Here is a 12,119-nt window from a genome sequence, read left to right on the forward strand (position 1 = left end):
CGCGTGCACGTACACTCGTGGCCCATGGGAGACGACCAGAAGTTCCCCGCCTACCTGCGCAGCCAGCTAGACCGACATCGGTGGAGTCCAGCCGACCTGTCGCGCGCCAGCGGGCTCAGCGCCAGCCTGATCAGTCGGTGGCTCCACGGCGAGACCACGCCCGGCGTCGAGAACGCACGCGCCGTCGCACGCGCCATTACCCGGCCGCTCCTCGAAGTCCTCGTCGCGGCCGGCCAGCTCACGCCCGACGAGGCTGGGCAGAAGGCGAACCACGTCGACCTCTCGTCCCTGACCGACGACGACCTGCTGGCCGAGGTTCGGCGTCGCCTCCACTCAGCCGATCCCGCACCGACTCGCGCTGACGTGGTCAGTGATCCCGGCGACTTCGTCGAGGGTCCGCCGCGGCAGCAGCTCCGTAAGACGCGACGGAAGGGTTAGCCCTGCTAGACGAGTGATCGTCCGCCGTGTGACGTGATGAAACGGAAAATTTATCTGGGCTACGACACCCGGGTAGTTACCGCCCGGTAGGGCTAACTTCGTGACCTTCGATCGAGACAAAGGGGGCATGCACGACCCCGAACGCGCCGGAAGCGAACACGACCGGCTGACCGCTGCGGCGCTCCGAAAGCTTGGGCGTCTCGCCATCGTCCTCGCCGAGCTCGACGGCCCCGCCTACCGCTACCAGCGGTCCACGCAAACCCTCTGGGTTGACCCCCGAGTCGACATCGTCGGCGCCGTCCGGCAAGCCCTCATCGATCTCCTGCCCGTCGAGCGAGAGCTCGTTGTGATCCCGGGCGGCGCCGTTGCTGAGGTCGAGCCGGAAGAGGAGGCGACCGCGTGCGGGCTCATCCCGACGCAGGCCGCCGACGAAGACGAGTCCGGGGGAGCGCGGCGGCTGTGCGTCGTGCCGGCCCGTCCGGTCCTCCATCAATGATCGTTTAGAGACCCTTCGCTCGCAGCTTTTTCGCCCAGCAATGACCAGCTAGAATGCGGGTTAGCACAGCGCTAATCCCGGTCTCGCTTTGGGAGCGAAGGGTCGCAGGTTCAAATCCTGTCACCCCGACAGCGTCAGCCGAAGGGCCACCGCATAGTGCGGCGGCCTTTCGGCGTCTCGTACAGGGCGTTGTGCTCAGTACAGGGCGTTCATGCCCTGCCAGTCACCGAGTCCCAGCGTGCGCTGCTTGGTGTCGCAGTCGGCGTACGTCGGGTACATCGTCAGGTCGCTCTCGAAGGCGTGGTCCAGGCCGAACGCGTGGCCCCACTCGTGGGTCGCCACGCTCTCCAGGTCCACCAGGCCGACACAGTTCGCGGGCATCACGTCGGTGAAGCCCTTATTCGACGCCAGGTAGATGTCGGCCTCCGCGTAGAAGCCCGTGTCCACGTATGCGGCCAGGCACGTGATCGCCAGGATCTCCGGCGAGTCGGTGGGGCCCCAGCTGATGGTGTTGTAGTTGTTCGGGAACTTGCTCGTGCACTGTCCGGCGCTGTCGATGTTCGCGTACAACGTGTGGTTGCCCTGGTAGGCGCCGCGTGCCGAGAACTGGTGTGTCGGCAGCCCGCAGTCGTTGTCGCCCAGGGTCATGTTCTGGTTCGCCCAGCGCAGGGCCGACAACGTCGTGCTCGCGGGCAGGCCTGCTCGCGAGGCCGTGCTCGCGTTGTACCACCACGCCAGCGTGCGGTTCCACCGTCCGCCGATGAGGACGTAGCTCGACTGCGCACACGGGTCGGCCTGCGTTGCCCGCTGGGTGCCGCCAACCCGGTCGGCCTTCGCGCTCACCATGCCGTCGTCGTTGGTCACCGTCAGGTCGATGCTGCCGGTCCTGGTCAGCGCGCTCACCGTCACCGACATGCCCCGCTCGGGCACCCGGGCACCGACGCCCAGCGCCGCGGTCACCGTCCTGCCCGCCAGCCCGCAGGCCGCGGCCGGCACCGGCGTCGCCAGTTCCGCCGCGTGGATCGGACCCGCGCCGGGACACTCGGGACCCGGTGGCGCGGCCTCGGCCGCCGCGCTCGCCGAACCGACCACCGAGGCCAGCGCCAACAGCACGGACGCGAGCAGGACGGTCGTTCTCCGTGCTTTCCGCATAGGTTCCCCGTTCACCGCGATCGGCGGAATTTCCCCAGTGGCGCAAGGAAAATCGCGCACAGGGGCGCGATTTTCGTACGGAGAATTATCCGGAGGTGGGCCATCCTGCTGACACCGCCGGATGGCCGAACGCCGATGCGGCGCGATCGGTGGGGAACTTTCAGGCGTGCTCGCCCGCTATCCGGTCGATCTCCGCCACCAGCTTGTCCACTTCGGACTCCGTGGTGTACGGAGCGATCCCGGCACGCACGGCGCCCGTGTCGCCGAGTCCGAGGTGCCGCGCGCACTCCAGGGCATAGAACGTGCCTGCCGGCGCGTTGACGCCGCGCTCGCCGAGCTCGGCGTACACACGCTCTGGCGCGACACCGTCCACTGAGAACAGAACCGTCGGCGTGCGATGCCGCTCGGGCGAGCCGTACAGCACCACGCCGTCGATCGCGCGGAGCCCGGCCTCGAGCCGCCTGGCCAGCGTGTCCTCGTGCTCCTCCAGCGCGCGCAACGAGGTTGTCAGGCGGTCGCGCCGGGACCCCGCGCCGGGCACCAGTTCCGCGATGAAGTCGATCGCTGCCGTGGTCCCGGCCAGCAGCTCGTAGGGCAGGGTGCCGAGCTCGAAGCGTTCGGGGACCACGTTGGTCGAGGGCAGCAGCTTGTCCGGGTGGAGCGTCTCCAGTAGCGCCGGGCTCGCCGCGGCGAAACCCAGGTGAGGCCCGAAGAACTTGTACGGCGAGCACACGTAGAAGTCGGCGCCGAACGAGCGCAGGTCGACCGGGGTGTGGGCGGTGAGATGCACCCCGTCGACGTAGCAGAGGGCCCCGGCCTCGTGTGCCTTCGCGGCGATCGCGGCGACGTCCGGCCTGGTGCCGAGCAGGTTCGACGCCGCCGTCACCGCCACGAGCTGGGTGCGCTCGGAGAGCAGGTCCGCGACGGCGGACACCGCCAGCTCACCCGTGGCCGGATCGAAGTCGGCCCAGCGGACGGTGGCGCCGCGCGCCTCGGCGGCCTGGACCCACGGGCGGATGTTCGCGTCGTGGTCGAGCCTGGTCACCACCACCTCGTCGCCGGGTCCCCAGTCCTTGGCGAGTGCGCGGGAGAGGTCGTAGGTCAGCTGGGTCATGCTCCGCCCGAAGATCACGCCCTCGGGTTCGGCGCCCACCAGGTCGGCCGCCGCCCGCCGGGCGTCCACCACGATGCCGTCGGCGCGGCGTTCGGCCGCTGTCACCGAGCCACGGTTGGCGATCGCCGAGCACAACGTCCGCGCCACGGCGTCGCCGACCACGGTCGGCACCTGTGATCCGCCAGGACCGTCGAAGTGAGCCGCGCCCTCGGTCAGGGCCGGGAAGTGCTTCCTGATCCGCTCCACGTCATAGGACATGCGGCCGAGTATGCCCGGACGCGGGCACGAAAATCAGACCTTGCGATGCCGGGCGCCCGCGTGCTCCGGGTCGGGGAGCAGCAGTTCGTCGAACACGGTCCGGTAGTGGACCATGGCCTCGCGCAGATCCTCCGTGGAGGACTGGCCCGTGCGGTGCCGTTCGACGACGTCGTGTGCCGTGCGGTAGTGGCCGATCGTGCGCGAGTGCTTCACGGACAACGCGGCGGCCTGCTGTTCGTGGTCGCCGGTGGGGTAGCCACGATCGGCCATCAGCGCTGCGAGCAGCCGGTCGGCGTCCACCACGGCGTCCGCGGGACGGTCGACGAACTGCTGCTGGATCAGGTTCCAGCTCTCCGTGTACCGCACGCGTGCCTCGTCGGACAGCGGGCGGATCGAGAGCTGCTCGTGTTCGGCCTCGCGCTGGGCGAGCTCGCGCTCGGCGCGGCGCTTGCTCGGTGCGTGCTCGACCTCGCGGTCGTACTCGGGGCCGAACCGCTCACGCAGGTGCTTGCGCTGCAACTGGCGGCGGACGGCGAATGCGACCACCACGATGACCAGGACGATGGCCAGCGCGACAAGGGTGATGACTGCTCCAGTCGGCATCAGGTCCTCCTAGGCTCACTCGATCGAGTTACCACTGAGCGGCAAGGGGAAACCTCGACATGCGGAAGGCCCCCGCTGCCGCGTGTTGCAGCGGGGGCCTTCCCGACGAGCCGCCTAGTGGGTCGACGCCTTCTCGGCGCCCGCTCCGGTGAGTGAGCGGACCTCCATCTCCTTGTACTTCTCCTCGAGGTGCTCCTTCGACAGCACCGTGCCGAGCCAGCCGAGGAAGAACGACACCGGGATGGACACCAGGCCCGGGTTCTGCAGCGGGAACCAGTGGAAGTCGGCGCCCGTGATCATCGATTTCTCCGTGCCCGACACGGCGGGGGAGAAGACGATGAGCACGATCGTCACCGTCAGGCCGCCGTAGATCGACCACAGCGCGCCATTGGTGTTGAACCGCTTCCAAAAGAGCGAGTAGAGAATCGTCGGCAGGTTTGCCGACGCCGCCACCGCGAACGCGAGCGCCACGAGGAACGCCACGTTCTGGTCCTTGGCGAGGATGCCGCCGACGATCGCGACGGCCCCGATCACGCACGCGGTGATGCGGGCGACCCTGACCTCGGTGTTCTTGCTGTCGACCTTGCCCTTCTTGATCACGTTGGCGTAGACGTCGTGTGCGAAGGACGCCGACGCCGTGATCGTCAGCCCGGCCACCACGGCGAGGATCGTGGCGAACGCGACCGCCGCGATGAAGCCGAGCAGCACCGGTCCGCCGAGCGCTTCCGCCAGCAGCGGCGCGGCGGAGTTCTCCGCGCCCGGTGCGTTGCTGATGGTCTCGGAGCCGACGATCGCCGCGGCACCGTAGCCCAGCACCAGGGTGAACAGGTAGAACAGGCCGATGAGCACGATGGCCCACACCACGGAGCGGCGGGCTTCCTTCGCCGTCGGCACCGTGTAGAAGCGCATCAGCACGTGCGGCAGGCCAGCCGTGCCGAGCACCAGTGCGATGCCCAGCGACAGGAAGTCCAACTGGGACGTGCCGCTGACGCCGTAACGCTCACCCGGGTTGAGCAGCGCGTCGTTGCCGCCCGCCCGCTCGGAGGCCGAGCCGAGCAGCTCGGAGAGGTTCAGTCCGTACCGGCCGAGCACCCACACCGTCATCGCGAACGTGCCGGCGATCAGCAGCGCCGCCTTGATGATCTGCACCCAGGTGGTGCCCTTCATGCCACCCACGAGCACGTAGGTGATCATCACGACGCCGACCACCGCGATCACCACGGCCTGACCCGCGTCGGCCTCGATGCCCAGCAGCAGCGACACGAGGCCGCCCGCCCCGGCCATCTGCGCCAGCAGGTAGAAGAACGACACGGCGAGCGTGGACGTCGCCGCCGCCGCGCGCACCGGACGCTGCCGCATCCGGAACGCGAGCACGTCGCCCATCGTGAACTTGCCGGTGTTGCGGAGCAGCTCGGCGACGAGCAGCAGCGCCACGAGCCAGGCCACGAGGAACCCGATGGAGTAGAGGAAGCCGTCATAGCCGTAGACGGCGATCGCGCCCGCGATCCCGAGGAACGAGGCGGCCGAAAGGTAGTCGCCCGCGATCGCGGTGCCGTTCTGCGGGCCGGAGAACGCGCGGCCCGCGGCGTAGTAGTCCGACGCGGTCTTGGTGTTGCGCGAGGCGCGGAACACGACCACCAGCGTCGCGACGACGAACAGCCCGAAGATGCTGATGTTGAGGGCGGGGCTGCCGCCCTCGACGCCCTGGGCGAGATTCACTGCGCGCCTCCCTCGATGTCCTCGCGGATCTTGTCCGCGATCGGGTCGAGCTTGCGGTTGGCGTACCGCACGTACAACCACGTGATCACGAAGGTCGACACGAACTGCAGCAGCCCGAAGACCAGGCCGATGTTGATGTTGCCGATGACCTTGGTGGACATGAAGCCGTGCGCGTAGTCCGCCAGCACCACGTAGAGCAGGTACCAGGCGAGGAAGAGCACGGTCATGGGGAAGACGAAGTTCCGCAGCCTCTTGCGCAGCTGTTTGAACTCCGCGCTGGCGTGGACCTCTGCCCAGGTTTCCGGCCCAGGCGGATGGGTCGGCTCGGTGGTACTCACGGTGACCTCCTCGTCACGGCACGGGGAAAGTGCTGGCCGACACAGTAGGAGGACACAGCGAAACGCCGGAATCGTCAGCGGACCAACCGGCGCGTGATGCGACGAACGGCAGACGAACGGCGGGCCGTCCACGACGAGTGGCCCAGGTCACGCGCGACGGCGGAGCGGTCGGCGAAAGGTGACGTGCGGTGCTCGTGCAGGTGCAGCCTGAGCATGGCGGCGGTGGACCACGGCGGCGGCCTGCCGAACAAGGACACCACGATCATGGTCGCGAACGCCAGCGGCACCGACCACGGCGCCGGCTGGACGAGCAGGATCGCCAGCCAGCCGTCGGCGGGCGGGCCCGACACGGTGAGCAGGAACGCGCCCGCCGTCGCGACGAGGCCCACCGCGACTCCGGCGATGGCGCCGGGAGCGGTGAGTCTTCGCCACCAGATGCCGAGCACGAGCAGCGGGCAGAACGTCGAGGCGGCGACAGTGAAGCCCCAGGTCACCAGCGTGCCGGCGTCGAAACGTGCCGCGGGCAGGGCGAGCAGCACAACCGTGACGGCGGCGCCCACCACGGCGACGCGCAGCTGCCGCAGCCCGCCGGGCACGAGGTCGTGGGAGATGGCTCCGGCGACCACGAGCAGGAGGCCGAGTGACGTCGCGAGGAACGCCGCGAACGCGCCCGCCGTGAGCAGCCCGGTGAACAGCGTGCCCGCCGAGCCGTCGTCGACCTGGGCGGGCAGCGCCACCACCGCGCTGTCGGTCGCTCCGGACAGGTACAGGTGCGGCACGAGCACCCTGCCCAGCACGCCGTAGATGCCGGGGAACAGGTAGAACACGCTGAGCAGCGCCACCGTGAGCGCCGCGGTGCGCCGGGCCGCCCGCCCGTCGGGGCTCGTGTGGAACCGCATGATCACGTGCGGCAGGCCCATCGTGCCGAGCATCGTCGCGATCAGCACCGCCCACGTGCCGAGCAGCGGGTAGCCCTCGTCGTGCAGATCCAGCAGCGGACGCTCCCAGCCCGCTGCGCCCGGGGCCGCCTCGCCGCGCAGCTGGGGCACCGGGCTGCCGTCCTCGAACACCACCGTGCTGCCCGCCGGGACCTGCCACTCGCCTGGCGGGACGGGCCGCGTGCCGCCGTCCGGCTCCACCACCCGTGCCCCCTCCGGCACGTCGAGCGTGGCGCCGACCCGGAACACGACCTCGGTGTCGTGGTCGAACCGCGTGAACTCGACAGGGTGCACGGCCTCGTCCCGCACGCCGGGGCCCGCCTGCACGAGCAGCCAGATCGCGGGAATGATGAACAGCAGCAACTTGAACACGAACTGGAAGGCCTGCACGTACGTCGCCGCACGCATGCCGCCGAGCGCGAGCGTCGCGCTCACCGCCGCGCCCGAGATCGCCACCCCGACCCAGTACGGCGTGCCGCTGACGACGCTGAGCACGAGCCCCGCCGTGCGGAACTGCGGCACGAGGTAGAGCGCGCCGATCACCAGCACGACCACGGCGGCGAGCCTGCGCAGTGACGGCGACGCCAGCCGCGCCTCGGCGAAGTCCGGCACCGTCAGCGCACCCGAGCGGCGCATCGGCGCGGCCACGAGCGCGAGCATCGCGATGTAGCCGGCGGTGAAGCCGACCGGGTACCACAGCGAGCCGACACCGTCCTTGACGACGAGCCCCGCGACCCCGAGGAACGACGCCGCCGAAAGGTACTCGCCGGACACGGCGGCGGAGTTGAGCAGCGGGGAGACGCGCCGCGACGCCACCAGGAAGTCCGACGTGGTCCGCATCGCGGCCACGCCACGCAGTCCGATGAGGAGGGTCACCAGCACGACGGGAGCGACCGCGAACGCGACGATCATTCGTCCTCCGCGCGCTCCGCGCGGCGCAGGTGCCAGAAGCCCAGCGCGACCATCGCGGGGAACGGGATGAGCACCGGGGCGAGCCACGCCAGCGGGATGCCGAGCACGCGCACGTCCACCAGCTGCGGCCACATGGCCAGCAGCAGTGGCAGCCCGAAGATCAGCGTCAGCAGGAGCCCGAGCGCGAGCGCCGCGCCCCGCAGCTGGACCCGGTACAGCGCGACCGCCCTCGGCGCCTCGGCTGGATCGAGCGTCGTGGGCCGCCACCGGCCGCGGTAGCGGCGGCGCGCGTGGGCGAGCCGCGTCTGCGGACTGGTGACGGTGACCCTGCGGCCGGTCATGGCTGTCCCGCGCTCACGTCTGCTGTTCGAGCTCGCCGCGCTGGGCCGCCCGCAGCAGTCGTTCGCGCAGCTCCCGCGCGTGCCGCCGGCTCACCGGGACGTCGCCGAGTTCGGTGTGGGCCAGCAGGCCGCCCACGGAGTCGCTGCGCAGCTCCCGCACGGCCCCGAGCGCGACGAGGAACCCGCGGTGCGTGCGCACGAAGCCGGCGCTCTCCCAGTACTCCTCGAGCCGCGAGATCGGCATCCGCACCAGGTGCACCCCTGAGCGGGAGTGCAGCCGCACGTAGTCGCCGTGCGCCTCCACGAACAGCACGTCGCGGCGGCGGACGTAGCGCGTGCGGCCGCCCGACTCGACGGGCAGCGCCGCCATGGCGTCGGGCGGGGTGTGGTTGCGCTGGGGCTCCTCGGCAGGCGCCATGCGCGTGACGCGCGCCAGCGCCTCGGCGAGCCGCTCGGCCCGCACCGGTTTGAGCAGGTAGTCCACCGCGCCGATGCCGAACGCGGCCACCGCGTGCTCGTCGAACGCGGTCACGAACACGATCACCGGCGGCTCGGCGAGCTTGCGCAGCAGCGAGCCGAGCTCGAGCCCGTCGAGCCCCGGCATGGAGATGTCGAGGAACACGGCGTCGAACTGGCCGTTCTGGATGAGCTTGAGCGCGGTGAGCGGTGCGCCGGCCGCGGTGACCTCGGTGACCTCGGGCGCCTCGCGCAGCAGGCTGCACAGGTCCTCGAGCGCGGCGGGCACGTCGTCGACCGCCAGCACGCGCAGCCCGGCCGGTGTCCCGCTCACGGCATGACCCCCGGCTGGAACCTCGGCACTCGCACGATCACCCTGGTGCCCTCGCCCTGCGCTGTCTCCACGACCAATCCGAACCACGGCCCGTACACGTTACGCAGCCGCCGGTCGACGTTCGCGAGGCCCATGCTGGTCGACGCTCCTTCCCCGGCGAGCAGGGCCCGGGCCTTCTCGGGGTCCATGCCCACTCCATCGTCCTCGACGCTGATCACGCAGTCAGAGCCCTCGGCCTCGCCGAGGACGTGCACGGTGCCGCCGTCGGACTCTCCCTCGATGCCGTGCCGGACGGCGTTCTCCACGATCGGCTGCAGCACGAGGTAGGGGATCGCCACCGCGAGCACCTCGGGCGCGACCCGGATCTGCACGCGCAGCCGGTCGCCGAGCACGGCGCGCTGCAACGCCAGGTACGTCTCGATCGCGTGGAACTCGTCGGCCACCGTCGTGTACTCGCCGTGGCTGGCGAGGCTGTAGCGGATGTAGTCGGCGAAATCGAGCATCAGCTCCCGCGAGCGCGCGGGGTCGGGCCGTACGAGGCTGGCGATCACGGTGAGGGCGTTGTAGACGAAGTGGGGCGAGATCTCCGCGCGCAGCGCCCGCAGCTCGGCCTCGGCGGCCTGCTCGGCCGACTCCTCGAGCAGGCTCCGCTCCAGCGCCGCGACCAGCACGCTCGCCACCTCGCGCAGTGCCGCCATCCTGGCGGTGCCCGCGACCACGAGCACCCCGGCGAGCTCGTCGTGGACCACGAGCGGCTCCGCCACCACCTCGGCCCGGCGGCAGCGGCTCTCGGTGTGCAGCACCTCGTCGACCATGGCCGCCGTGTCGACGTCCCTCGGCAGCGTGCCCGCGACCACCAGGTTGGCGGAGAGATCGGCGAGGCCAACGCCGTCGGCGGCCAGCAGCCGCCGGATGCCCTTGGCCGCGGCCCGCACGCGTGGCCCGGACAGGCCGTCGGCGAGGTCGTCCGAGACGTGCCTCGTCGTCTCCAGGATCGCGGCGGGATCGCGCAGGCGTCGTGACCAGAGGGAACCCCTGCCAGGTCCCTCCTCGGCAGGCACCGACATGCGCGCTCCCACCCTCGTCGACGGGTACGCCGAATCTAACGGCACGCGTCGCGCAGCGGGAGGGGCAGGGGCGCCGGATGGTGACAAATCGGGTAAACACCCCACGGCGGGGGTGTCCAGCGGGCCGCCGGAAGCCCATAATGGTCTTGGTGATGCCGCTATGGCACTGCACGACGAAGAGCAGAGACAGCTCGAGGAGATCGAGCGCCGCCTGGCCGAGGACGACCCCCGGCTCGCCCAGCGGCTCGAGAAGCTGCGCCCACTCGGTGTGTCGCGGATCGGCCTGGCCATCTTGGGAATGCTCGCGCTCTTCGTGGGCGGGCTGGTCACGATCGCCATCGGAGCGGAGATCTCCTCGCCGGTGCTGGGAATCGTCGGCGTCGTACTGGCCGTGGGCCTGCCCACGGTGATCATCTGGCGGCTCTGGTTGAGAAGGCTGAGGTAACAAAGCTTTTCTAGACTGGTCCGCGTGAGCTCCCCTTCCACTCCCGCGCGCCCTCGGCTGTTCCGACCGTCGTCCTGGCCCGAACGCAAACGGATTGCCGACATCCTCCGGCTGGAAACGGTTGGCGGGATGCTCCTGCTCGTCGGTGCCGTGGTGGCGCTGGTGTGGGCCAACTCGCCCTGGTCGGACGCCTACGGCTCACTGCGGGACCTCACCTTCGGCCCTTCCGCGCTGCACCTGGATCTGACCCTCTCGGAGTGGGCGGCGGACGGCCTGCTCGCGATCTTCTTCTTCGTCGTGGGGCTGGAACTCAAGCGCGAGTTCGTCGTGGGCGATCTGCGGGACCCGCGCCGGGCAGCCGTGCCCGTCGTCGCCGCGCTCGGCGGTATCGTGCTGCCCGCGTTGATCTACGTGCTCGTCAACTGGGGTGATGAGTCGGCACTGCGCGGCTGGGCCATCCCCACCGCCACCGACATCGCGTTCGCCGTGGCCGTGCTCGCCGTGATCGGCAGGCACCTGCCCTCGGCGCTGCGCACGTTCCTCCTGACGCTCGCGGTGGTCGACGACCTCGTGGCGATCCTGATCATCGCGCTGTTCTACACCGAGGAGCTCTCGCTCCTGCCGCTGCTGCTGTTCGTGCTGCCCGTCGCGGTGTTCGCCGTGCTGGTGCAGCGGCGGGTGCGCTCGTGGTGGCTGCTGCTGCCGCTGGCCGTCACCGCGTGGGCGCTGCTGCACGCCTCCGGGGTGCACGCGACCGTCGCGGGTGTGGTGCTCGGCTTCACCGTGCCCGCGCTGAGCCGCAAGGGCGAGACCACGGGACTGGCGGAGCGGTTCGAGCACCGGTGGCGGCCGGTGTCCGCCGGCGTCGCGGTGCCGATCTTCGCGTTCATGGCCGCCGGCGTGACCGTCGGCGGGCTCGGCGGGCTCGGCGCCGCGTTCGGCGACCGGGTGGCGATCGGCATCGTGGCGGGCCTCGTGCTCGGGAAGGCGATCGGCATCTTCGGCTCCACCTATCTGATGGCGCGGTTCACCAGGGCCCAACTCGACGGTGACCTCGCGTGGATAGACGTCTTCGGCATCGCCGTGCTCGCGGGCATCGGTTTCACCGTGTCCCTGCTCGTCGGTGACCTCGCGTTCGGCGCGGGTACCGAGCGGGACGAGCACGTGAAGCTGGCGATCCTCTCCGCCTCGCTCGTGGCCGCGCTGATCGCCGCGGTGATCCTGCGCGTGCGCAACCGCGTGTACTGCCGCATCCACGAGGAGGAGAACCGCGACGAGAACGCCGACGGCATCCCCGACATCCACCAGACCGGCGAGGAGGAAGCCGGCGAGCCGGACCCCGCACCCGACCGTTCCCGTCGGCAGTGAAGGCCACCTTGCCTGCGTTGAACGCAGGCAAGGTGGCCTTCACTGCGGTGAGGGGGCTGCGAGGGGGAGTGGGCGGGGTGTGAGCGCGGACCCGTGCTCGTCCAGCTGGCTCACTGGCCTAGACTCGGACATCGGTCCCC

General features: G+C 70.4%; 13 protein-coding genes. 4 read left to right on the top strand and 9 right to left on the bottom strand.

Features of this window, described 5'->3' with window-relative positions; all coding sequences use genetic code 11:
- The first annotated feature begins 24 nt into the window (after nt 1-24).
- Both FCN18_RS23910 and FCN18_RS23915 read left to right on the top strand, forming a co-directional pair.
- The gene (locus tag FCN18_RS23910) at nt 25-438 is read left to right on the top strand and encodes a helix-turn-helix domain-containing protein (RefSeq protein ID WP_112275510.1); all 414 of its coding nucleotides are present in this window, start codon (nt 25-27) and stop codon (nt 436-438) included.
- Nucleotides 439-565: 127 nt separating this feature from the next.
- On the top strand, nt 566-934 hold the full coding sequence (locus FCN18_RS23915) for a hypothetical protein (protein ID WP_112275512.1): 369 nt from the start codon (nt 566-568) through the stop codon (nt 932-934).
- Between the two features lie 195 nt (nt 935-1,129).
- On the opposite strand, the gene FCN18_RS23920 is transcribed toward FCN18_RS23915, so the two are convergent.
- The 9 genes from FCN18_RS23920 to FCN18_RS23960 form a co-directional block, all read right to left on the bottom strand.
- Entirely contained in the window at nt 1,130-2,086 is a 957-nt protein-coding gene (locus tag FCN18_RS23920) for a matrixin family metalloprotease (RefSeq protein WP_137096121.1), read from the bottom strand.
- Nucleotides 2,087-2,246: 160 nt separating this feature from the next.
- Nucleotides 2,247-3,458, bottom strand: coding sequence for a cysteine desulfurase-like protein (locus tag FCN18_RS23925; protein WP_137096122.1), 1,212 nt, complete (start codon nt 3,456-3,458; stop codon nt 2,247-2,249).
- A 33-nt stretch (nt 3,459-3,491) separates the two neighbouring features.
- On the bottom strand, nt 3,492-4,061 hold the full coding sequence (locus FCN18_RS23930) for a hypothetical protein (protein WP_137096123.1): 570 nt from the start codon (nt 4,059-4,061) through the stop codon (nt 3,492-3,494).
- Between the two features lie 114 nt (nt 4,062-4,175).
- Nucleotides 4,176-5,780, bottom strand: a complete 1,605-nt coding sequence (locus FCN18_RS23935; protein ID WP_112275521.1) for a solute symporter family protein — start codon at nt 5,778-5,780, stop codon at nt 4,176-4,178.
- On the bottom strand, nt 5,777-6,118 hold the full coding sequence (locus tag FCN18_RS23940; protein ID WP_137096124.1) for a DUF485 domain-containing protein: 342 nt from the start codon (nt 6,116-6,118) through the stop codon (nt 5,777-5,779). The genes FCN18_RS23935 and FCN18_RS23940 overlap by 4 nt, the downstream gene beginning before the upstream one ends.
- Before the next feature lie 74 nt (nt 6,119-6,192).
- Complete coding sequence (locus FCN18_RS23945) at nt 6,193-7,968, bottom strand: sodium/solute symporter (protein WP_112275525.1); 1,776 nt, start codon at nt 7,966-7,968, stop codon at nt 6,193-6,195.
- Nucleotides 7,965-8,309, bottom strand: a complete 345-nt coding sequence (locus tag FCN18_RS23950) for a hypothetical protein (protein ID WP_113643350.1) — start codon at nt 8,307-8,309, stop codon at nt 7,965-7,967. Before FCN18_RS23950 ends, FCN18_RS23945 begins: the two co-directional genes overlap by 4 nt.
- 13 nt (nt 8,310-8,322) lie before the next feature.
- Complete coding sequence (locus FCN18_RS23955) at nt 8,323-9,099, bottom strand: LytR/AlgR family response regulator transcription factor (protein WP_112275529.1); 777 nt, start codon at nt 9,097-9,099, stop codon at nt 8,323-8,325.
- On the bottom strand, nt 9,096-10,166 hold the full coding sequence (locus FCN18_RS23960) for a sensor histidine kinase (RefSeq protein ID WP_112275531.1): 1,071 nt from the start codon (nt 10,164-10,166) through the stop codon (nt 9,096-9,098). The genes FCN18_RS23955 and FCN18_RS23960 overlap by 4 nt, the downstream gene beginning before the upstream one ends.
- Nucleotides 10,167-10,326: 160 nt before the next feature.
- Here FCN18_RS23960 and FCN18_RS23965 point away from each other — a divergent pair, with 160 nt between their 5' ends.
- The gene (locus tag FCN18_RS23965; RefSeq protein WP_112275533.1) at nt 10,327-10,611 is read left to right on the top strand and encodes a DUF3040 domain-containing protein; all 285 of its coding nucleotides are present in this window, start codon (nt 10,327-10,329) and stop codon (nt 10,609-10,611) included.
- A 24-nt stretch (nt 10,612-10,635) separates the two neighbouring features.
- On the top strand, nt 10,636-11,979 hold the full coding sequence (gene nhaA / locus FCN18_RS23970) for a Na+/H+ antiporter NhaA (protein ID WP_112275534.1): 1,344 nt from the start codon (nt 10,636-10,638) through the stop codon (nt 11,977-11,979).
- Nucleotides 11,980-12,119: the final 140 nt, after the last annotated feature.

Source organism: Prauserella endophytica, assembly GCF_005146945.1.
In the GTDB taxonomy this organism is placed as follows: domain Bacteria; phylum Actinomycetota; class Actinomycetes; order Mycobacteriales; family Pseudonocardiaceae; genus Prauserella_A; species Prauserella_A endophytica.